Annotated in this window: 19 protein-coding genes; 11 read left to right on the forward strand and 8 right to left on the reverse strand. The window is 67.6% G+C overall.

Annotation, left to right across the window (positions count from 1 at the left end; translation table 11 throughout):
* The first annotated feature begins 73 nt into the window (after positions 1-73).
* The 4 genes from ACIQOE_RS17180 (at position 74) to ACIQOE_RS17195 (ending at position 5173) form a co-directional block, all read left to right on the forward strand.
* Positions 74-1885: an ABC transporter substrate-binding protein gene (locus tag ACIQOE_RS17180; protein ID WP_365565268.1), complete on the forward strand. Its 1812-nt coding sequence runs from the start codon at positions 74-76 to the stop codon at positions 1883-1885.
* 101 nt (positions 1886-1986) lie between these two features.
* Entirely contained in the window at positions 1987-2967 is a 981-nt protein-coding gene (locus ACIQOE_RS17185) for an ABC transporter permease (protein ID WP_399012460.1), read from the forward strand.
* Positions 2968-2988: 21 nt separating this feature from the next.
* A complete protein-coding gene (locus tag ACIQOE_RS17190) occupies positions 2989-4050 on the forward strand; it encodes an ABC transporter ATP-binding protein (protein WP_351318918.1) in 1062 nt (353 codons plus the stop codon).
* A gap of 13 nt (positions 4051-4063) precedes the next feature.
* Positions 4064-5173, forward strand: coding sequence for an oligopeptide/dipeptide ABC transporter ATP-binding protein (locus ACIQOE_RS17195; RefSeq protein WP_365565265.1), 1110 nt, complete (start codon positions 4064-4066; stop codon positions 5171-5173).
* Here the strand turns inward: ACIQOE_RS17195 and ACIQOE_RS17200 are convergent.
* The 3 genes from ACIQOE_RS17200 to ACIQOE_RS17210 form a co-directional block, all read right to left on the reverse strand.
* Positions 5170-5910 (reverse strand): class I SAM-dependent methyltransferase, encoded by a 741-nt coding sequence (locus tag ACIQOE_RS17200; protein WP_401412179.1) that lies wholly within the window; start codon positions 5908-5910, stop codon positions 5170-5172. The genes ACIQOE_RS17195 and ACIQOE_RS17200 overlap by 4 nt on opposite strands.
* 63 nt (positions 5911-5973) lie before the next feature.
* A complete protein-coding gene (locus ACIQOE_RS17205) occupies positions 5974-6177 on the reverse strand; it encodes a DUF397 domain-containing protein (RefSeq protein WP_401412181.1) in 204 nt (67 codons plus the stop codon).
* A gap of 7 nt (positions 6178-6184) precedes the next feature.
* Complete coding sequence (locus tag ACIQOE_RS17210) at positions 6185-7036, reverse strand: helix-turn-helix domain-containing protein (protein WP_401412183.1); 852 nt, start codon at positions 7034-7036, stop codon at positions 6185-6187.
* 197 nt (positions 7037-7233) lie between these two features.
* Between ACIQOE_RS17210 and ACIQOE_RS17215 the strand changes: the two genes are divergently transcribed.
* Positions 7234-7641, forward strand: a complete 408-nt coding sequence (locus ACIQOE_RS17215; RefSeq protein WP_401412185.1) for an ATP-binding protein — start codon at positions 7234-7236, stop codon at positions 7639-7641.
* On the forward strand, positions 7641-8537 hold the full coding sequence (locus ACIQOE_RS17220) for a hypothetical protein (RefSeq protein WP_401412540.1): 897 nt from the start codon (positions 7641-7643) through the stop codon (positions 8535-8537). Before ACIQOE_RS17215 ends, ACIQOE_RS17220 begins: the two co-directional genes overlap by 1 nt.
* A gap of 139 nt (positions 8538-8676) precedes the next feature.
* On the opposite strand, the gene ACIQOE_RS17225 is transcribed toward ACIQOE_RS17220, so the two are convergent.
* The 5 genes from ACIQOE_RS17225 to ACIQOE_RS17245 all read right to left on the reverse strand — a co-directional run bounded on the left by ACIQOE_RS17225 (position 8677) and on the right by ACIQOE_RS17245 (position 14743).
* Positions 8677-9720 carry a dipeptide ABC transporter ATP-binding protein gene (locus tag ACIQOE_RS17225; RefSeq protein WP_351318926.1) on the reverse strand — a complete coding sequence of 348 codons (1044 nt, stop codon included), beginning with the start codon at positions 9718-9720 and terminating at the stop codon, positions 8677-8679.
* 26 nt (positions 9721-9746) lie between these two features.
* On the reverse strand, positions 9747-10784 hold the full coding sequence (locus ACIQOE_RS17230; RefSeq protein WP_351318928.1) for an ABC transporter ATP-binding protein: 1038 nt from the start codon (positions 10782-10784) through the stop codon (positions 9747-9749).
* 48 nt (positions 10785-10832) lie between these two features.
* Entirely contained in the window at positions 10833-11813 is a 981-nt protein-coding gene (locus tag ACIQOE_RS17235) for an ABC transporter permease (protein WP_351318930.1), read from the reverse strand.
* 100 nt (positions 11814-11913) lie between these two features.
* Complete coding sequence (locus ACIQOE_RS17240; RefSeq protein ID WP_365565256.1) at positions 11914-13671, reverse strand: ABC transporter substrate-binding protein; 1758 nt, start codon at positions 13669-13671, stop codon at positions 11914-11916.
* Between the two features lie 82 nt (positions 13672-13753).
* Positions 13754-14743: an ABC transporter permease gene (locus ACIQOE_RS17245; RefSeq protein WP_399012290.1), complete on the reverse strand. Its 990-nt coding sequence runs from the start codon at positions 14741-14743 to the stop codon at positions 13754-13756.
* A 543-nt stretch (positions 14744-15286) separates the two neighbouring features.
* Between ACIQOE_RS17245 and ACIQOE_RS17250 the strand changes: the two genes are divergently transcribed.
* From ACIQOE_RS17250 to ACIQOE_RS17270, 5 genes are read left to right on the forward strand one after another with little or no spacing between them, the layout of a single operon-like run.
* Positions 15287-16918, forward strand: coding sequence for an ABC transporter substrate-binding protein (locus tag ACIQOE_RS17250; RefSeq protein WP_365573838.1), 1632 nt, complete (start codon positions 15287-15289; stop codon positions 16916-16918).
* A 6-nt stretch (positions 16919-16924) separates the two neighbouring features.
* Positions 16925-17848 (forward strand): ABC transporter permease, encoded by a 924-nt coding sequence (locus ACIQOE_RS17255; RefSeq protein WP_351318938.1) that lies wholly within the window; start codon positions 16925-16927, stop codon positions 17846-17848.
* Entirely contained in the window at positions 17841-18821 is a 981-nt protein-coding gene (locus tag ACIQOE_RS17260) for an ABC transporter permease (protein ID WP_399012288.1), read from the forward strand. Before ACIQOE_RS17255 ends, ACIQOE_RS17260 begins: the two co-directional genes overlap by 8 nt.
* Before the next feature lie 8 nt (positions 18822-18829).
* Positions 18830-19816: an ABC transporter ATP-binding protein gene (locus ACIQOE_RS17265; protein WP_401412191.1), complete on the forward strand. Its 987-nt coding sequence runs from the start codon at positions 18830-18832 to the stop codon at positions 19814-19816.
* The gene (locus ACIQOE_RS17270) at positions 19797-20882 is read left to right on the forward strand and encodes a dipeptide ABC transporter ATP-binding protein (RefSeq protein ID WP_365565247.1); all 1086 of its coding nucleotides are present in this window, start codon (positions 19797-19799) and stop codon (positions 20880-20882) included. Before ACIQOE_RS17265 ends, ACIQOE_RS17270 begins: the two co-directional genes overlap by 20 nt.
* Positions 20883-21069 lie beyond the last annotated feature (187 nt).

Consider the following 21069-nt stretch of genomic DNA (forward strand, 5'->3'; position numbering starts at 1 on the left):
GTCCGAGCCCGAAATACCGCACGGCATATCCCGTTGTGTACCGGTGACACCAGAGATAGGTGGAAATTCAGTGATGAGTAGGGGCGGACGCCAGGCGTACTCGGCGCTCTCAGTGCTCGCGGCCGGAGCTCTCGTGCTCACGGGTTGCAGCAAGGGGGGCAGCGATACCGGCGGCGACGACAAGAAGCAGGACCAGAAGAATGCCCAGGCGCAGCAGGCGTCCATCAAGTTCGGCGACGCGTCGGACTCGACAGGCCCTGCGGCCGAGGTGCCGGGAGCGAAGACCGGCGGCAAGCTCGAGGTGCTCCAGCGCGACTCCTACGCGCACCTCGACCCGGGCCAGATCTACGTCTCCGACGAGGGCTCGCTCGCCACGCTGATCCACAGAGGCCTGACCGGGTACAAGTCGACCGACGACAAGGGCGTGGGCCACGAGGTCGTCGGTGACCTGGCCACCGACTCCGGCACCACCACCGACGGCGGCAAGACCTGGAAGTACACCCTCAAGGACGGCATCAAGTTCGCCGACGGCACGCCGATCACCTCGGCGGACTTCCGGCAGACCTACGAGCGGCTGTTCGCGCCGTTCATCAACCAGGGCCCCACCTACCTCCAGCAGTGGCTGGCGGACACCGCGGGCGCCGACTACCGCAAGCTGCTGCCGGACGGTCCGTACAAGGGCAAGCACCTGCCGGACAGCGTCCTGGAGACGCCGGACGCGAAGACCATCGTCTTCCACTTCAAGTCGCCCCACCCCGACCTCCCGTACGCGCTGGCCATGGCCGGCTACGCGGTGGTGTCGAAGAAGGGTGACACGCAGGCGAAGTACGACAAGAACCCGGTCACGAGCGGCCCGTACAAGATCCAGTCGTTCAAGTCCGGCAAGTCGATGGTCCTCGTCAAGAACACCAACTGGGACCCGAAGACCGACCCCATCCGTCACCAGTACCTGGACGAGATGGACTTCACGTTCAACCAGCAGTTCGAGACGTCCACCAAGGCGCTCCTCGCGGACAGCGGTACCGACCAGACCGGCATCAGCTTCAACAACCAGGTCGACGCGGGCAACCTGTCGAAGGTCCTCGCCGACTCGACCCTCAAGGGCCGCACGGTCTCCGGCTACCAGCCGTACGTGGGCCAGATCAACATCAACCAGTCGCACGCGCCCCTCAAGGACAAGAAGGTCCGCGAGGCCATCGCGTACGCGCTGCCGGTCTCCCCGATCGTGCGCGCCTACGGCGGCAACGCGGCCATGGAGGTCGCCGGCGGTCTGATCTCCCCGACCGTCAGCGGCTACGACGCCTCCTTCGACCCGTGGGGCAAGAAGAAGAACCCCGGCGGTGACCAGGCCAAGGCCAAGAAGCTGCTGCAGGAGGCCGGCAAGGTCGGCATGAAGCTCACCTACGGCTACCAGAACACGCCGGAGGGCCAGCAGATCTCCACGGCCATCGCCGCGGCCCTGCAGAAGGCCGGCTTCAACGTCCAGCGCCAGGACATCCCGGCCGAGACGTACTACGACAACATCGGCAAGGTCAACAACAACTACGACATCTACTCGTCCGCCTGGGGCGCCGACTGGCCGTCGTCCTCGACCGTGATCCCGCCGCTGTACGACGGCCGCGCGATCGCCGACGGCTCGCCGAACTACTCGCACATCAACGACGACCACGTCAACAGCGAGATCGACCGCATCAACAAGATCACCGACCCGGCCAAGTCCGCGGCCGAGTGGGAGAAGCTCGACCAGTACATCGTGAAGGACGCCATCAACGTCGTCCCGACCACGTACTACAAGCAGACCCAGATCGCCGGTTCCAAGGTCGGCGGCCTCGTCTACGACAACGTCATCGGCGGCATCGACCCGCGTCGCCTGTACATCAAGTAACCACTGCCGTAGGCCCGGTACCCGGTACGTCCGTCCACTCCCCGCGGGTGGCGGCGTGCCGGGTACCGCCCGGCCCGTTGACGTCTGAGAGCTGCCCCCTCATGCTGCGCTTCCTCGTCCGCCGGACCCTCAGTGCGATCGTCATCCTCTTCCTGCTGAGCATCGTCACGTACCTGCTGTTCTTCGGCGTGCCCCGCGACCCGGCGCTGCTGATGTGCGGAAAGACGTGCAACCCGACGGCCATCGCCAACATCCATCATGTGCTCGGCCTGGACAAGTCCATTCCCGAGCAGTACGGGATCTTCCTGCACAACCTGGTGCTGGGGAGCAACCAGTTCGACCAGGGGCCCTGCCCCGCCCCCTGCTTCGGGTACTCGTACCACACCAACGACCTGGTCTGGCAGACGCTTCTGGACCGGCTGCCCACCACCGTCTCCCTCACGCTGGGCGGTGCGTTCTTCTTCCTGCTCATCGGGCTTGGCACGGGACTCGCGGCCGCCTGGAAGCGCGGCACGCTGATCGACAAGACGGCGACCGCCGGTGCGATGGTGCTCAGCTCCATGCAGATCTACTTCCTGGGCCCGCTCGCCCTGGCCATCCTCGTCTACCAGACCCACTGGTTCGACAAGCCGGCGTACAACAACTTCACCGACGACCCGGTCTCCTGGTTCGGCGGCCTGATCATCCCCTGGGTGGTGCTCTCCACGATCTTCGCCGCGCAGTACACCCGTATGGCGCGCTCGTCGATGATCGAACAGCTCCAGGAGGAGCACGTGCGCACGGCCCGCGCGAAGGGGATGTCCCGGCGGTACGTCTTCTTCCGGTACGCCGGACGCGGCTCGCTGATCCCGATCGTCACCATCTTCGGCATCGACCTGGGCGCCCTGCTCGGCGGTGCCATCATCACCGAGTACACCTTCGGCCTGCCGGGCCTCGGCCAGCTCGCCGTGCAGTCCGTGTTCTTCAGCGACCTTCCGCTGCTGCTGGGCGTGATGCTCTTCTCGGCCAGCATGATCCTTCTGTTCAACATCATCGTCGACGCGGCGTACGCGTTCATCGACCCGCGCATCCGGCTGGCCTAGCCGGGTAAGAGGAGAACCGTCGTGACCACTTTGACCAAGGACGCCGGCGCCCCCGCTCCGGCCGACGCGGGCGCCTTCCTCTCCGTGCGGGACCTGTACGTCAGTTTCCGTACCGAGGACGGTGTCGTCCGGGCCGTGGACGGGCTGTCGTTCGACGTGCAGCGCGGCAGGACGCTCGGCATCGTCGGCGAGTCGGGCTCCGGCAAGTCCGTCACCAACCTCACCATCCTCGGCCTGCACAACCCGCAGTTCACCACCGTCGAGGGTGAGATCGTGCTGGACGGCAAGGAGCTGACCACCGCCAGGGAATCCGAGATGGAGAAACTGCGCGGCAACAAGGTCGCCATGATCTTCCAGGACCCGCTCACCGCGCTGTCGCCGTACTACACGGTCGGCCGTCAGATCGCCGAGCCGTTCATGAAGCACAAGGGCGCCTCGAAGAAGGCGGCCTGGGACCGGGCCGTGGACATGCTCGCCAAGGTGGGCATCCCCAACCCGGCGGCACGGGCGAAGGACTACCCGCACCAGTTCTCCGGCGGTATGCGCCAGCGCGCGATGATCGCGATGGCCCTGGTCTGCGACCCCGACCTGCTGATCGCCGACGAGCCGACCACCGCTCTGGACGTGACGGTCCAGGCCCAAATCCTGGACCTCCTCAAGGACCTGCAGCAGGAGTTCGGATCGGGCATCGTCTTCATCACCCACGACCTCGGCGTGATCGCGGACATGGCCGACGACATCATGGTGATGTACGCGGGCAGCGCGGTGGAACGCGGCACGGTGGACGAGGTCCTGCGGGCACCTCAGCACCCGTACACCTGGGGCCTGCTGAACTCCATGCCCCGCCTGGACTCCGACCTCGGCACCCCGCTGAGCCCGATCCCCGGCACCCCGCCCTCGCTGCTGAACCCGCCGTCCGGCTGCCGCTTCCACCCGCGGTGCACCTTCCAGGACCGGGTCGGCGGCGCCCGCTGCGTCACCGAACGCCCGCTGCTGGCCCCCGACCGCGCCTCGGCCTGCCACCTCACGGCGGAGCAGAAGCAGACCATCTTCATCGAAGAGATCAAGCCCCGACTGGGCTAGGAGACGACACGTCATGACCCAGGACACGATCCTTCCGGCCCAGCGCGAGGCCGCCGTCGGAGAACCTCTGCTGGAGGTCTCCGGGCTGACCAAGTACTTCCCGGTCAAGGGCGGCTTCCCGATCCGGCGGACGGTCGGGCACGTCCAGGCCGTGGACGGCATCGACCTGACCGTCCGGGTGGGGGAGAGCTTCGGGCTGGTCGGCGAGTCCGGCTGCGGCAAGTCGACCACCGGCCGGCTGGTCACCCGGCTGCTGGAGCCGACCGACGGCACGATCACGTACCGCGGAACGGAGATCGGCCACGCCTCGCGCAAGCAGCTGGCGCCGATCCGGTCCGAGATCCAGATGATCTTCCAGGACCCGTACTCGTCGCTGAACCCGCGGCAGACGGTCGGAAAGATCATTTCCGGCCCGATGGAGATCAACGGCATCAACCCGCCGGGCGGCCGGGAGAAGCGGGTCCGCGAACTCCTGGAGATCGTCGGCCTGAACCCGGAGCACTTCAACCGCTTCCCGCACGAGTTCTCCGGCGGCCAGCGCCAGCGCATCGGCGTCGCCCGCGCCCTCGCCCTGGAGCCGAAGCTGATCGTCGCCGACGAGCCGGTCTCGGCGCTCGACGTCTCGATCCAGGCCCAGGTCGTGAACCTCCTCCAGGAGGTCCAGCGGGAACTGGGCATCGCCTTCCTCTTCATCGCCCACGACCTCGCGATCGTGCGGCACTTCTCGCAGCGCGTGGCCGTGATGTACCTCGGCAAGATCATCGAGGTCGGTGACCGGGAGTCCATCTACAACCGCCCCCGCCACCCCTACACCCACGCCCTGCTCTCGGCGGTGCCGGAGGTCGACCTCTCGGCCGACCGGAGCGCGGCGGGCCGAGAGCGGATCCGGCTGGCCGGCGACGTCCCGTCCCCGATCAACCCGCCGTCCGGCTGCCGCTTCCGCACCCGCTGCTGGAAGGCGACGGACAAGTGCGCGACCGAGGAGCCGCCGCTGGTCCAGATCTCCGGCAACCGGGCGGGCCACCTGACGGCCTGCCACTTCCCGGAGGAGCCGACCACCGAGGCCAGGGACGAGGACATCGTCCTGGACCCGGCGCTGGTGGCGCTGGAGGAGGAGAACTAGGCCGGCTGTGCGACGGTGATGATCTCGGGGCTCGTCGAGGTGAGCGGGCCCCGGGACCAGTCGCCGTACTGCTCGGTGATCCGCAGGCCGGCGTCGGCGAGGAAGCCGGCGAGGGACTCCGGGCCGAGGAAACGCAGCGTGGCGCGGCACACCCGGGGCTCGGGCCACGGGGCGCCGTCGTAGGTCTCGGTGAAGGTCACCCGTTCCCCGGCCGGGGGGCCCTCGACCTCGTGCCAGACCCGGATCGCCCGGCCGTCCGCGTCGGTGACGTCGTACACGCGGTCCGGCGTCCACCTCTCCCAGGCGCGCGCGCCGGGATTGCGGGTCTCGAAGACGAACCGGCCGGCGGGGGTCAGGGCCCGCCGCACGGCGGCCAGCGCGGTGCGCACCTCCTCGTCGCCCAGCAGCACCTGGAAGGCGTGACCGGTCATCACGACCAGGTCGAAGCCGGCGCCGTCCCAGAGCCGGGTCCGCAGATCGCCGAGGATCCACTCGACGCCCGGTTCGGCCCGCCGCCCCTGCACGAGCATCGCGGCCGCCGGATCGAGCCCGGCCAGCCGCCCCTCGTGCCCGGCCTCCCGGGCCCGCCGCAGCAGCCGCCCGGTGCCGCAGCCGACGTCGAGCACGGAGCCGGCGGCCATGACGAGATCCAGGTAGAAGTCGTCACCCGGCCCCCACGGGTTGAGTCTGTCGTACAGCGCGGCGAGTGAAAGATCCGCGAACGAGTGATCGACCACCGCGGCAGTCTGTCACATGATGTTGAACGGAGGGTCAGGAAAGGGTTTCTTCTTGACCTTCTGTCAACTCATCTTCAAGCCACGCGATTTGAGCGCGTCGAGGAACGGGGCGAAGACGGCGGCGGGGAAGGTGAGGGTGACGCCGGCGGGGGTGGACTTGGAGTCGCGGACGGATATGCGGGTGGGGCCGTGGGCGATCTCGACGCAGGCGTTGCCGTCACCGCCGCCGGAGTAGGACGACTTGCGCCAGGTACCGAGGTCGGTCATGAGCGCCTCACAGCTCCTTCGTCAGCCTGTGGATGAAGTCACGCGACCGCCCGGGGTCGAGTGATGCCGACTCCAATCTACGGAAATGCGTTCGGAAGACGCCGAGTTGCGCTTCGGAGTCGACGAAGCCCGTACCGTGGGGGCCGTCGCGGACGACGGTGTCCAATCTCGGGACGGCTCCACCGGCGTACACCATGGCGGCACCCACGTCGATGAGGTGTTCCAGGGTGAAGGGGATCACGCGGACCGTCGTGCTCTCGGCTCCGGAGAGCTCTAGGACCTGGGCGAGTTGGGATCGCGAGGCGGCCCGGCTGCCCACCATCATGCGAAGCGCCGCCTCATGGATCACGGCCTGGTAGGGCATGGGATGTGCCCTCTCCGGGATGACCCGCCTCTGCATCCGGTGCCGGACACGCAGCTCCCTCTCCTCGTCGGAGAGTTGGGGGACGCGGGACGAGAAGAGCGCTCGGGCGTAGTCCTCGGTCTGGAGAAGCCCGGGGATGAACAGGAACTCCACATCCCACCGGTAGGAGGCGTGGTACTCCAGTTCTGACAGGTCGAGGAATGGCGAAGGCAGGCTTCCTCGGTATTCCTCCCACCATCCCTGCGTCCGATCGGTGGCCATCTCGGCGAGGGCGTCGACCAACTCCTGGTCCGTACAGGCGTAGTGAGCCGCGATGCGGCGCAGGCGAGTCTCGCTGACGCCGGCGAGACCGGCCTCAAGCTGACTCACCTGGGCGGAGTCCGTGCCCAGCAGTTCCGCGGCGTCACGACCTCTGAGTCCAGCGGCCTCGCGAAGTTTGCGGAGCTCGGCGCCCAGTCGCTGCTGCCGTGCGGTGGCCTGCTGCCTGCGTGGCATGGCCTCCCCCTCCATCCCGGCTGCTGTGAGCCGGTGACTCGTTCGAGGGTCAGATTATGGCAATGGCTTGCGTGGTACCAAAATTGGCCCCTACTGTCGGTGACGCAACGCACACGCAGTGGAAGTGCACCGCGCCCTCCCGTGCGGCGATGCCACCGTGCGTGAAATCCCCTTCAACCGACCGGAGTCGATGCCGTATGCCCGAAACCTGGGACTATACGCTGTACATCCCCAACGATCTGAGAGCGGTCACGATCTCTCGTCGGACCCTGCGTCTGATCCTGACGATGCACGGACTCATCGGCCTCGTCGACACGGCGGAACTGCTCGCGGCGGAGCTGGTCTCCAATGCCGTGCGGCACACGAAGGGGCCGGCGGCGCTCAGAGCGCGGCTTTCCCCGGACGGCGTCGTGTGGATCGGGGCATGGGACACGGACCCCGTGCCCCCCGAGCCGCCGGGTTCGTCGGAGACGGTGGCGGGTCTCGAAGAGGTGGGACGGGGGCTGGGGCTGGTGGGGGCGTGTGCCGACTCCTGGGGCTGGCAGCCGTCCGGCCGGTTCGGGCAACGGGGCAAGTACGTGTGGTGCGAGTTGGGGGTGGCGTGATGGTGGGGTCGTCGCACGAGGCGTTGCACCGGATCTTCCAGAAGGATCCGGGGTTGCTGACGCACGCGTTGCAGCGGGTGCTGGGGGTGCCGTTTCCGGAGCCGCGGGAGATCGTGGCGATGAACGTGGACCTGACGGAGATCGAGCCGGTCGAGCGCCGGGTGGACACGTTGTTGCGGGCGGAGACGGACGAGGGGACGTATCTCCTCGTGGTCGAGTCCCAGGGGAAGGCGGACGAGCGGAAGCGGGGGAGCTGGCCGTACTACCTGTCGTACCTGTACGAGAAGTACCGGTGCGAGCCGGTGCTCATCGTGATCACGCAGAGCAGCGCGACGGCGCGGTGGGCGGCGCGGCCGATTCAGCTGGGGTTGCGGGGGTGGGAGTCGCTGACGGTGCGTCCGCTGGTGCTGGGGCCGGACAACGTGCCGGTGATCGCGGATGTGAGGGACGCCGAGAGCGACGTACCCCTTGCGGTACTTTCGGCGATGACGCATGGGCGGGGCAGGCAGGCCCCGGCCATACTGGAATCGCTGGCAGCCGCCCTGAAAACCATCGACCGTGACAGCGCAGCGGTCTTCGTGCAGTTCGTCGACTCGTGCCTGGTCGATCCCCAGGCCAAGCAGATGTGGAGGGACCTGATGACGGCGATCCAGTACTTCTGGCGACACCCGCTGGCGGAGCAGGTGCGTGAGGAAGGCCGTGAGGAAGGTCGTGAGGAGGGCCGGCTGCAGGAGCGCGCCGAGATGGTTCTGCGGCTCCTGGAATGGCGTGGGCTCACGGTGACGGAGTCCGTGCGGGAGAGGGTGCATGCCTGCACCGACCTGGACAGGCTCGAAGCCTTGGCCCAGCGCGCTGTGCATGTCACCGATGCCGCCGAGCTCTTCGGCGAGGAGTGACCGTCAGGACCCGAGGCATGAGGAAGGCCCGCACCGGGGAAGGTGCGGGCCTTCGCTCCCCTGGAGCGGACGTTCGGGGCTCGGGTCAATGGGCCGGAGAAGGTCCGTTCCGCAGGCGGCGGCTGACGAAAGGGGTGTGTCAGGCCGCTGCCTCAGGGTCCTTGGAGAGGCGCGGGGCGGGAATCATGTCCCGGACCTCAGGGTAGTGGCACGCGGTCAGGTGGCCGGGCTTGTTGCCCTCGGCCTGGACCAGCGGCGGTGCCTCCGACGCGCACTTGTCCGTCGCCTTCCAGCAGCGGGTGCGGAAGCGGCAGCCGGACGGCGGGTTGATCGGGGACGGGACGTCGCCGACCAGACGGATCCGCTCGCGCGGCACCTCGTCCACCGTCGCCTCGGGCACGGCGGACAGCAGGGCCCGGGTGTAGGGGTGGCGCGGGTTGTCGTACAGGTCCTCGCGGTCGGCGATCTCGACGATCTTGCCGAGGTACATCACCGCGACGCGCTGCGAGAAGTGCCGCACGATCGCGAGGTCGTGGGCGATGAAGACGAACGCGATGCCCAGTTCCTTCTGAACCTTCTGGAGGAGGTTCACGACCTGGGCCTGGATCGAGACGTCGAGGGCCGAGACCGGCTCGTCGGCGACGATCAGCTTCGGCTCAAGGGCGAGCGCGCGGGCGACGCCGATGCGCTGGCGCTGGCCGCCGGAGAACTCGTGCGGGAAGCGGTTGAAGTGCTCCGGGTTCAGGCCGACGATCTCCAGCAGCTCACGCACGCGGTTCTCGCGCCCGCCGGGCGGGTTGATTCCGTTGATCTCCATCGGGCCCGCGATGATCTTGCCGACCGTCTGACGGGGGTTGAGGGAAGCGTACGGGTCCTGGAAGATCATCTGGATCTCGGAGCGGACCGGCGCCAGCTGTCGTCGCCCGGCGTGGGTGATGTCCTGGCCGCGGTAGGAGATCTTGCCGCTCGTCGGCTCCAGCAGGCGGGTGATCAGCCGGCCGGTGGTCGACTTGCCGCAGCCGGACTCGCCGACCAGGCCCAGGCTCTCGCCCTCGGCGACCTGGAAGTCCAGACCGTCCACGGCCTGCACCGCGCCGACGGTCCGCTTGATCGGGAAGCCGCCCTTGATCGGGAAGTGTTTGGTCAGCCCGGAGACGTCCAGGAGGGGGGTGGTGTTGCTCATGGTCGTGAAATCCCGTCTCGTGTCCGTCACTTGTGGCCGGTGGCGGCGTAGTCGGCGAAGAGTTCGTCGCGCTGGCTCAGCTCCAGGTGGCAGGCGGACCCACGGCCCTCCACCACGTCGAGGAGCGGGCGCTCGCTGGAGCACCGTCCGCCGGGCACCTTCTCCGCGAACGCGCAGCGCGGGTGGAAGCGGCAGCCGGTCGGCGGGTTGAGGAGCGACGGCGGCGAACCGGGGATCGGCGACAAGGGGACGTCGACCGGTCCGTCCAGGCTCGGCATGGAGTTGAGCAGGCCCAGCGTGTACGGGTGCCGCGGCGCGCCGAGCACCTGCTTCTTGGTGCCGCGCTCCACGCACCGGCCGCCGTACATCACCAGCACGTCGTCCGCGATGTCGGCGATGACACCGAGGTCGTGGGTGATGAAGATGATCGCCGTGCCGAACTCCTGCTGGAGGTCCTTCAGCAGGTCCATGATCTGCGCCTGGACGGTCACGTCGAGCGCCGTGGTGGGCTCGTCGGCGATCAGCAGCTCGGGGTCGCAGACCAGGGCCATCGCGATCATCGCGCGCTGGCGCATACCGCCGGAGAACTGGTGCGGGTAGTCGTCCACCCGGACGTCGGGCTGCGGGATGCCGACCCGGCGCAGCATCTCGATCGCGCGCGCCCGCGCCTCCCTCTTGGAGACACCGGTGTGCTTGCGGTAGGTCTCCGCGATCTGGGTGCCGATGGTGTGGTACGGCGACAGCGAGGCCAGCGCGTCCTGGAAGATCATCGACATCTTGTTGCCGCGCAGCTTCTCCATCTCCCGCTCGGAGGCCGTGAGCAGCTCCCGGCCGTCGAGCAGGATCTCGCCGTCGATCTGGGTGCGGGCGGGGTCGTGCAGACCCAGGATCGTCAGGTTGGTGACGGACTTGCCGGAGCCCGACTCGCCCACGATGCCGAGTGTCTGGCCCTTGACGAGGTCGAAGCTGAGCCCGTCGACGGCCTTGACGATGCCGTCCTCGGTGGAGAAGTGGACTTTGAGGTCCTTGACGGAGAGGAACGGCTGCTGATCGGTGCTCGTCACGGTGACGCTCCTGGGGGGTGATGCGAGAGGTCGGGGGTGGGGCGGAGGTCAGGCGAGCCGGATCCGCGGGTCGATGAGGGCGTAGACGGCGTCCACGATGATGTTGAAGACCACGATCGCGCCGGCCGCCAGCAGGGTGACACCGAGCAGCATAGGCAGATCGCTCTTCTCGACGGAGTCGACCGCGAGACGGCCCACGCCCTGGAGGCTGAAGGTGTACTCGGTGATCATCGCGCCGCCGATGAGGGTGGCGAGGTCGATGCCGAAGATCGTGACGATCGGGCCCATGGCGCCGCGCCAGGCGAAGCGGAAGAAGACGTTCCGTCGGGTCAGGCCCTTGGCGCGCGCGGTGCGGACGTAGTCCTCGCTGAGCGTCTCGACCAGCTGGGAGCGCGTCATACGGGTGTAGTTCGCGGTCCAGATGAGCGCCAGCACCAGCCACGGCAGCAGCAGGCCGGAAGCCCATTCGATCGGGTTCTCGGTGAGCGGCGTGTACGACGGGTTGTCCAGGATGCCGAGCTTGGCGACCAGGAAGTACATCGCGACGTAGCCGACGAAGTAGATCTGGAGCGAGGAGGCCACCAGCGAGGCCGAGCTGGCCACCTTGTCCTGCCACTTGCCCTGCTTGACGGCGGCGAGCATGCCGGTGCCGATGCCGAAGATCAGGAAGACGACGGCCGAGCCGAAGGCCAGCGAGAGGGTCAGCGGGAGCCGGTCCATGATCGTGCCGAGGACGGGCTCGCGGTTGGCGAACGAGTAGCCGAGGCAGGGAGCCTCGCAGTGTCCGAAGCCCGCGAAGTCGCGGCCGACGAAGACACCCTTGAGCCATTCCCAGTACTGCACCGGGACCGGGTGGTCGATGCCCAGGTTCTTCCGGATCTGGGCCAGCATGTCGGGCGTGCAGTTCTTGCCGCAGGACATGGTGGCGGGGTCACGCGGAATGGCATAGAAGAGCCAGAAAGTGACGGCGCTGATGATCAACAGGATGATCAGCGCGCCGAGAACTCGGCGGACAAGGAAGCGGAACATGGGGCCGTGACTTTCCGGACGGGGCGCCGTCGCCGGGGGTAGAGGGGGGTGGGCCGCAGGGGCGGCCAGGATCCTGGCCGCCCCCCCGGGTCTGACGTGCTTACTTCTTGGCGTACAGCTTCGTGAGCGCGATGCAGGTGTTGCCCGCGTCGTACACGACGTTGCCGATCTTGGATCCGTACATCCAGTTACGGATGGAGTGGTAGTCCGGGACCACCGCGGAGAGCTCCATGATCTGCTTGTCGACGGCGCCCCAGGCCTTGTTGGCCGCCTCGGGGTCGGTGAGCTTCGCGGCGGCGTCGATGGCCTTGTTCACGCTCGGGTCGTTCAGCTGGGCGTAGTTGCTCCGGCCGTCGCCGATGTTCTTGCCGCTCCAGCACGGGTAGAAGACCGAGTAGCCGTTCGGCCAGTCCGGGCTCCAGCCGGCCGCGAACAGGTCGTACTCGTTGTCGATCTTGCCGATCTGGGTGTAGAAGGTCGTCTTGTCGATCTGCTTGTTGACGACCTCGAAGCCGGCCTCTTCCAGGGCGTTCTTGATCGCCACGGCCTGCTTCACGGCGTTGTCGGACTGCTGGTACGCGATGACCAGCTTGTAGCCCTCCTTGCCGGCTTCCTTCAGCAGGGACTTGGCCTTGGCCGCGTTGCCGCCCGGCTTCGTGGTCACGCCGTACAGGTCGAACTTCTTGTAGCCGGGGGTCACCGGGCTGAGGATCGTGGTGGCCAGCTCGCTGGTCGAGCGGCCGCCGCGGATGGTCTGCAGCTGCTGGTGCGGCCACGCCCAGTTGATCGCCTGGCGGACCTTGAGGTCCTTGACGCGGGTCATGTTGATCGGCCAGTAGTACGTGACCGTGTCGACCTGGGTGAGGACGCGCTGCTTCAGCTTGGCGTTCGTGAGGACCTGGGCGATGCGCTCGGCCGCGACCTCGTTGAAGATCGACATCGAGTACTGGTCGTTGCCCTTGTCCGCGATGTAGCGGTCCGTGGAGGCGACCGGCTGGAAGCCGAACTGGAAGACGAACTTGTCCGGGTAGGCGTTGCGGATCGGGTCCGTGGCCGCGTCCCAGTGCTCGTTGCGCGAGTAGGTCAGCGACTTGCCGACGCTACGGCTCTCGATCTTGTAGGGGCCCAGGGAGTACGGACGCTTGTCGTACGCCTCCTTGGTGTCGTGCTTCTTCGGCACCAGGCCGTAACCCGGCATGGCCAGCGTGTAGTTGAAGTCACCGCGGGCCTCGTTCAGGGTGAACGTGATCGTCCGGCCGGAGACCTCGATCGAGGCGAGCTTCTTGCCGCTGTAGGGGCCCTTGTACTTGTCGCCGCCGACCAGCCACTGCTGGACGTAGCGGGGACCCTCGGTGACGAAGGTGGCGAAGAGGCGCTCGAAGGAGTGGCGGACGTCGTCCATGGACAGCTCGGAGCCGTCCTCCCACTTGATGCCTTCCTTGATCGTGAACGACCAGGTCTTGCCGCCGTCCTTCACGGTGCCGGCGTCGGTCGCGACGTCGCCGACGAGCGTGGCGCCGCCCTTGTCGTCGATCTTGTAGCCGGTCAGACCGCGCAGGATCGGGCGGGTGATGGCGCCCTCGGTGGAGACGTAGATCTGGGCCGGGTCCAGGTGGTCCATGTCGAACTGGTCGAGCGAGTAGATGGTCCCGCCCTTGACCGCACCCGCGACCTCGGGGGCCGGACCGGTCGAGTCGGCCTTGGTGCCGACCGGGATGTTCATGGTCTTCGCGTTGGAGACGGAGGGGACCGTGGACGCGTTCTTGTTCCCGTCACCGCTGCTGCAGGCGCTCAACACGGTGGTGGACGCCGCGGCCACACCGGTCGCGATGAGGAAGTTTCTACGAGAAAAAGACATGTCGAGCCTGCCTGTAGGGGTCAATTCGGAACGGTCGGTACCAGCCGGACGTCGTTGAACCGGGCCGGATGGAGCTGGAGGGCTACCGCTTGGACTTCGGGTCGAGCGCGTCGCGCACGGAGTCACCGAGCAGGTTGAACGCGAGGACGAAGATCACCATCGAAAGGCCCGGGAAGAGCATGAAGGTGAAGTCCTGCGAGTAGAACTGGGCACCTCGCCCGATCATGACGCCCCAGTCCGGGGTCGGATCGGTGATGCCGACGCCGAGGAAGGCCAGACCGGCCTCGGCGGTCACGTAGGCCGGCAGCATGAGGGTGGACTGGATGATGATCGGAGTCCACAGGTTGGGCAGAAGCTCCTTGAACACGATCCGCATCGGAGACGCGCCCGTGACCTTGGCCGCTTCGACGAACTCCCGCTCGCGCAGGCCGAGTACCTGGCCGCGCAGCAGACGGGCGATGGACGCCCAGCCGAAGGCGGACAGCACGACGATCAGCGAGACGGCGATCAGCCAGGTCGGCACGTTGTCGTCGGGGGCGACGAACAGGCCGTAGACGACCGGCATGAAGGCGATGAAGAACAGGGTCGACGGGAACGACAGGACGATGTCGATGATCCGGCTGACCAGGTAGTCGGTCTTGCCGCCCAGGTAGCCGGCCGTGACGCCGATCACGACGCCCGCCACGCAGGTCAGGATGGTCGCGGCGACGGCGATGCCGAGCGAGGTCCGGATGCCGTAGAGCAGGAACGTGAAGACGTCCCGGCCCAGCTGCGGCTCGATGCCGAACCAGAACTCCGAGCTCATGCCGCCGTTCGGGCCCGCCGGGTACGAGAAGGCGTCCAGCAGCTCGGGGCGGTCACTGGCGTACGTCGTGTACGGGTTCTTGCCGTACAGCTTCGCTATCAGCGGGGCCGCTATCGCGATCGCGAAGAAGAAGATCACGACGTAAGCGGATATAACGCCCGTCCGGTCGCGCTTGAAGCGCTTCCAGGCAAGGCGGCCCGGCGACCTGCTCTCGCTGCCCTTCGAGCCGTCCGAAGCGTTCGACTTCTTCTCGGTCTCGTCGGTCACCTCGAGCGGGGCAGCCGCGGATGGAGTTGGGGGGGTCATGGTGCTCCTGGCCCAAGGGAGGGTCTGAGTGACTCCGCAGGGCGCTCCCCTACGGGCTATGCCGGACTTTTTCAACGCAATTCATTCACGGTCAATAAAATCTCGGTCGGCTTGGGTTTCTCTTTGCCTTCTTTGCCTGTACTTGACCATTCCGTAGCTACGCGGGTAGCACCTCGTGATCGATCCGTGCTTTAGTTCGGGCCAATCGGGCCAAACGGGCAATGAGTTCGTTATGCGGACGCTGATGTGCCGAAATCCGTACATCGACGGGTTGGAATCCAACGTTTCGGCATCGTTGCGCGGAGATCCATTGCGCCCTTCGGTCAAGATCCTCAAGCGGCTCCCGGGGGCATCCGCAATCGGGTGACGTGTCCCCCTAAAGGTCGGCGTGGAGGGTCCGGGGGGCCGCCGTTCGGGGCAGTGGGTGAGCGGTATCTACCGATTGAGTCGATATTGACCGGTAGTGCACCAATCACTGATCACCCTTCACGGAGGAGGCACGCCATGCGCTCAGCCACGCACGCCCGATGGGCGGCCTGCGCGGTGGTGACGGCAGTCGCCGCCACGGCCTGCGGCGGCGGCAACGGCGGTGGAGGCGGCGGCGGTGGCAGCGGCGTGCTCAGCTCCTCCTGGGGCGACCCCCAGAACCCCCTGGAGCCGGCCAACACCAACGAGGTCCAGGGCGGCAAGGTCCTCGACATGATCTTCCGGGGTCTGAAGAAGTACGACCCGAAGACCGGCAAGGCCCAGGACATGCTCGCCCAGAAGATCGACACCAGTGACTCGCAGAACTACACGATCACCCTCAAGGACGGCTGGACCTTCTCCAACGGCGAGAAGATCACCGCCCGCTCCTTCGTCGACGCCTGGAACTACGGGGCGAGCCTCAAGAACAACCAGAAGAACGCCTACTTCTTCGGCTACATCGAGGGGTACGACAAGGTCCACCCCGACAGCGGCGGCCAGAGCGCCGACGCGCTCTCCGGCCTGAAGGCCGTCGACGACAAGACCTTCACCGTCAAGCTGAACCAGAAGTTCTCCAGCTTCCCCGACACCCTCGGCTACGCGGCCTTCGCCCCGCTGCCCCGGACCTTCTTCACCGACCACGCCGGCTGGCTGAAACAGCCGGTCGGCAACGGGCCGTACACCATCGAGTCGTACACCAAGGGATCGCAGATGTCCCTGAAGAAGTGGGACGGCTACCCCGGTGCGGACAAGGCGCGCAACGATGGAGTGACGCTCAAGGTCTACACCGACAGCGACACCGCCTACACCGACCTGATCGCCGGCAACCTCGACCTGGTCGACGACATTCCGGCCGCCCAGCTGAAGAACGTCAAGAGCGACCTCGGCGGCCGCTACATCAACACCCCGGCCGGCATCATCCAGACACTCGCCTTCCCCTACTACGACAGCGCCTGGAACAAGAACGGGTCCGAGAAGGTCCGCACCGGGCTGTCCATGGCCATCAACCGGAAGCAGATCACCGACACCATCTTCCAGAACACCCGCACCCCGGCCACCGACTGGACCTCCCCGGTGCTCGGCGCGGCGGGCGGCTTCAAGGAAGGGCTGTGCGGGAGCGCCTGCGACTACGACCCGGCGCAGGCCAAGAAGCTGATCCAGGAGGGCGGGGGGCTGCCCGGCGGACAGCTCAAGATCACGTACAACGCCGACACCGGCTCGCACCGGACCTGGGTGGACGCCGTGTGCAACTCCATCAACAACGCGCTCGGCAACGACAAGGCGTGCGTCGGGAACCCGGTCGGCACCTTCGCCGACTTCCGCAACCAGATCGGCCAGCACAAGATGACCGGGCCGTTCCGCGCGGGCTGGCAGATGGACTACCCGCTCATCCAGAACTTCCTCCAGCCGCTGTACTACACCAACGCCTCCTCCAACGACGGCAAGTGGTCCAACAAGGACTTCGACAAGCTCGTCGACCAGGCCAACGCCGAGACCGACACCGCCAAGGCCGTCTCCACCTTCCAGAAGGCCGAGGGGGTGGTCCGCGACAACATGGCCGCCATTCCGCTCTGGTACCAGAACGGCAGCGCCGGCTACTCCGAGCGGCTCTCGAACGTGGCCCTCAACCCGTTCAGCGTCCCGGTGTACAACGAGATCAAGGTCAGCTGACCCGGCATGGGGCGCTACGTCGTCCGGCGGCTGCTCCAGATGATCCCGGTGTTCGTCGGGGCCACGCTGCTGATCTTCCTGATGGTCAACGTCATGGGCGACCCGATCGCCGGACTGTGCGGGGAGCGGGCCTGCGACCCGGCGACCGCCGCCCAGCTGAAGAGGGAGTTCGGACTCGACAAGCCGGTGTGGCAGCAATACCTCACCTACATGGGGAACGTCTTCACCGGCGACTTCGGTACGGCGTTCAACGGGCAGCCGGTCACCGAGCTGATGTCCACCGCGTTCCCGGTCACCATCCGGCTGACGATCGTGGCCATCGTCCTGGAGGTCGTCGTCGGCATCACGCTCGGCGTACTGACCGGCCTGCGGCGCGGACGGCCCGTCGACACCGGGGTGCTGCTGGCGACCCTGGTCGTCATCTCCGTACCGACCTTCGTCACCGGCCTGCTGCTCCAGCTGCTGCTGGGCGTGGAATGGCGCTGGATCAAGCCGTCCGTCTCACCGGAGGCCACCTTCGGCGAGCTGATCGTGCCGGGGCTCGTCCTCGCCTCCGTGTCGCTCGCCTACGTCACCCGGCTGACCCGCACCTCCATCGCCGAGAACAAGCGGAGCGACTACGTCCGTACGGCGATCGCCAAAGGGCTGCCCAGGCACCGGGTCATCACCCGGCACCTGCTGCGCAACTCCCTCATCCCGGTCGTCACCTTCATCGGCACCGACATCGGCGCCCTCATGGGCGGTGCCATCGTCACCGAGCGGATCTTCAACATCCACGGCGTCGGCTACCAGCTGTACCAGGGGATCCTCCGCCAGAACACCCAGACGGTGGTGGGCTTCGTGACGGTGCTGGTCCTGGTGTTCCTGGTGGCCAACCTGCTGGTGGACCTGCTCTACGCCGTACTCGACCCGAGGATCCGCTATGCCTGAGCAGCCGTACGAACAGGAGGGGGCCATCGCGGGCACGGGCATGGGCGGGGCGATGGACCTGGCGGCGAGCGAGGCGCAGACGCTGGAGCGGACGCCCGGCGGCCCGCCGGGCACCGGCCCGTCGGAGGAGGCACGTTCCCTCTGGTCCGACGCCTGGCGGGACCTGCGCCGCAACCCGGTCTTCGTCGTCTCCGCCCTCGTCATCCTCTTTCTCGTCGTCATCTCCCTGTGGCCGTCCCTGATCGCCTCCGGCTCCCCCCTCACGTGCGACCTCGCCAAGTCCCAGGACGGCGCCGGGCCGGGCGCGCCCTTCGGGTACGACGGACAGGGCTGCAACGTCTACACCCGCACCGTCTACGGCGCCCGCGCCTCCGTCACCGTCGGCGTCTGCGCCACGCTCGGGGTCGCGCTGCTCGGGTCGGTGCTCGGCGGACTGGCCGGCTTCTTCGGCGGGTTCTGGGACTCGCTGCTCTCCCGGGTCACCGACGTCTTCTTCGCGATCCCGGTCGTCCTCGGCGGTCTCGTCCTCCTGTCCGTGGTGACCAGCAACACCGTCTGGCCGGTCATCGGGTTCATGGTGCTGCTGGGCTGGCCGCAGATCTCCCGGATCGCCCGCGGCTCGGTGATCACCGCCAAGCAGAACGACTACGTCCAGGCCGCCCGCGCCCTCGGCGCCTCCAACTCCCGGATCCTGCTGCGCCACATCGCGCCCAACGCGGTGGCCCCGGTGATCGTGGTGGCCACCATCGCGCTCGGCACGTACATCGCCCTGGAGGCGACCCTGTCCTACCTCGGCGTCGGCCTGAAACCGCCGAGCGTCTCCTGGGGCATCGACATCTCCGCGGCCTCGCCCTACATCCGCAACGCCCCGCACGCGCTGCTGTGGCCCTCCGGTGCCCTCGCGCTCACCGTCCTGGCCTTCATCATGCTCGGCGACGCGGTGCGCGACGCCCTCGACCCGAAGCTGAGGTGAGCGCCGCCGTGCTGCTCGAAGTGCGCGACCTGCACGTGGAGTTCCGGACCCGGGACGGGATCGCGAAGGCGGTCAACGGGGTCTTCTACGCCGTCGACGCCGGCGAGACGCTGGCCGTCCTCGGGGAGTCCGGCTCCGGGAAGTCGGTCACGGCCCAGGCGGTGATGGGGATCCTGGACGTGCCGCCGGGGCGGATCGGCGGCGGCGAGATCCTCTTCCAGGGGCAGGACCTGCTGAAGCTCAAGGAGGAGGAGCGGCGCAGGATCCGCGGCGCCGGGATGGCCATGATCTTCCAGGACGCGCTGTCGGCGCTCAACCCGGTGCTCAGCGTGGGCGACCAGCTCGGCGAGATGTTCGTCGTGCACCGGGGGATGTCCCGCAAGGACGCGCGGGCCAGGTCGGTCGAGCTGATGGACCGGGTGCGGATCCCGGGCGCCGCCCAGCGGGTGCGGGACTATCCGCACCAGTTCTCCGGGGGCATGCGCCAGCGCATCATGATCGCGATGGCGCTGGCCCTGGAGCCGGCGCTCGTCATCGCCGACGAACCGACCACGGCGCTGGACGTCACCGTCCAGGCCCAGGTCATGGATCTGCTGGCGGAGTTGCAGCGCGAGTACCGCATGGGACTGATCCTGATCACCCACGACCTGGGCGTGGTCGCGGACGTCGCCGACCGGATCGCCGTGATGTACGCGGGACGGATCGTCGAGTCCGCGCCGGTGCACGACATCTACAAGGCGCCCGCGCATCCGTACACGCGCGGGCTCCTCGACTCCATCCCGCGCCTGGACCAGAAGGGCCAGGAGCTCTACGCCATCAAGGGCCTGCCGCCCAACCTCATGAACATCCCTCCGGGCTGCGCCTTCAGCCCGCGCTGCCCGATGGCCCGGGACGTGTGCCGCACCGACGAGCCACCGCTGTACGAGGTGGACCGGCACCGGGGCAGCGCCTGCCACTTCTGGAGGGAGTGCCTCGATGGCCGACACGACGGTTGATCCGATCCTCGAAGTGAGCGGACTGGTCAAGCACTACCCGTTGACCCAGGGCATCTTGATCAAGAAACAGATCGGTGCCGTCAAGGCCGTCGACGGTGTCGACTTCGTGCTCGGCAGGGGGGAGACCCTCGGCATCGTCGGGGAGTCCGGCTGCGGCAAGTCGACGGTCGCCAAGATGCTGGTCAACCTGGAGCGGCCGACGGCCGGGCTGATCAAGTACAGGGGCGAGGACATCACCAGGCTGAGCGGGCGGGCGCTGAAGGCGGTCCGGCGCAACATCCAGATGGTCTTCCAGGACCCGTACACCTCCCTCAACCCCCGGATGACCGTGGGCGACATCATCGGCGAGCCGTACGAGATCCACCCCGAGGCGGCTCCCAAGGGCGACCGGCGCAAACGGGTCCGGGAGCTCCTGGACGTCGTCGGTCTCAACCCCGAGTACATCAACCGCTATCCGCACCAGTTCTCCGGCGGCCAGCGGCAGCGGATCGGGATCGCGCGGGGGCTGGCGCTGCGGCCCGAGGTGATCGTCGCGGACGAACCCGTGTCCGCGCTGGACGTCTCCGTGCAGGCCCAGGTGATCAACCTGCTCGACCGGCTCCAGAACGACTTCGACCTGAGTTACGTCTTCATCGCGCACGACCTGTCGATCGTCCGGCACATCTCGGACCGGGTCGGGGTGATGTACCTCGGCCGGATCGTGGAGATCGGCAGGGACGAGGAGATCTACGAGCATCCGACCCACCCGTACACCCAGGCCCTGCTCTCCGCGGTACCGGTGCCCGACCCGGAAGCGAGGGAGCGCCGGGAGCGGATCATCCTGAGCGGGGACGTGCCGTCGCCGACGAACATCCCGTCGGGGTGCCGGTTCCGCACGCGGTGCTGGAAGGCCGAGGAGCGGTGCGTGGTGGAGGTGCCGGTGCTGGCGGTGCCCGCGGTGTTCCGCTCGGTGCCGGGTCCGGCGGCGCACGACTCGGCCTGTCACTTCGCGGAGGAGAAGCAGGTGGTGCCGCCCGAGGAGCCGGCCGGGGAAGCACCGGACGGCCGTGCCGACGGGGGTGCATAGCGGGAGATATCCGGGACAATCGCGTTAACACACAGGCAACTTCGCCGACCCGGTCCCGATATACGGACGCGGCACTGTAATCAGCGTACGGCCGTGCGGGTGCCGTAAACGGGCCGGGACGCGCCATGTCGTCCCGGCCCGTTGCCCCTTTTTACGCCTGAACCGGCGCCGCTCTCGCGGATCTGGC

Source organism: Streptomyces sp. NPDC091282 (genome assembly GCF_044757385.1).
Classification (GTDB): domain Bacteria; phylum Actinomycetota; class Actinomycetes; order Streptomycetales; family Streptomycetaceae; genus Streptomyces; species Streptomyces gramineus.

Coding starts and splice junctions, on each gene's coding strand:
- ACIQOE_RS17225 (WP_351318926.1), bottom strand. CDS start 9,720: ATGAGCAACACCACCCCCCTCCTGGACGTCTCCGGGCTGACCAAACAC.
- ACIQOE_RS17215 (WP_401412185.1), top strand. CDS start 7,234: ATGCCCGAAACCTGGGACTATACGCTGTACATCCCCAACGATCTGAGA.
- ACIQOE_RS17260 (WP_399012288.1), top strand. CDS start 17,841: ATGCCTGAGCAGCCGTACGAACAGGAGGGGGCCATCGCGGGCACGGGC.
- ACIQOE_RS17255 (WP_351318938.1), top strand. CDS start 16,925: ATGGGGCGCTACGTCGTCCGGCGGCTGCTCCAGATGATCCCGGTGTTC.
- ACIQOE_RS17185 (WP_399012460.1), top strand. CDS start 1,987: ATGCTGCGCTTCCTCGTCCGCCGGACCCTCAGTGCGATCGTCATCCTC.
- ACIQOE_RS17235 (WP_351318930.1), bottom strand. CDS start 11,813: ATGTTCCGCTTCCTTGTCCGCCGAGTTCTCGGCGCGCTGATCATCCTG.
- ACIQOE_RS17210 (WP_401412183.1), bottom strand. CDS start 7,036: ATGCCACGCAGGCAGCAGGCCACCGCACGGCAGCAGCGACTGGGCGCC.
- ACIQOE_RS17270 (WP_365565247.1), top strand. CDS start 19,797: ATGGCCGACACGACGGTTGATCCGATCCTCGAAGTGAGCGGACTGGTC.
- ACIQOE_RS17205 (WP_401412181.1), bottom strand. CDS start 6,177: ATGACCGACCTCGGTACCTGGCGCAAGTCGTCCTACTCCGGCGGCGGT.
- ACIQOE_RS17195 (WP_365565265.1), top strand. CDS start 4,064: ATGACCCAGGACACGATCCTTCCGGCCCAGCGCGAGGCCGCCGTCGGA.
- ACIQOE_RS17180 (WP_365565268.1), top strand. CDS start 74: ATGAGTAGGGGCGGACGCCAGGCGTACTCGGCGCTCTCAGTGCTCGCG.
- ACIQOE_RS17250 (WP_365573838.1), top strand. CDS start 15,287: ATGCGCTCAGCCACGCACGCCCGATGGGCGGCCTGCGCGGTGGTGACG.
- ACIQOE_RS17240 (WP_365565256.1), bottom strand. CDS start 13,671: ATGTCTTTTTCTCGTAGAAACTTCCTCATCGCGACCGGTGTGGCCGCG.
- ACIQOE_RS17220 (WP_401412540.1), top strand. CDS start 7,641: ATGGTGGGGTCGTCGCACGAGGCGTTGCACCGGATCTTCCAGAAGGAT.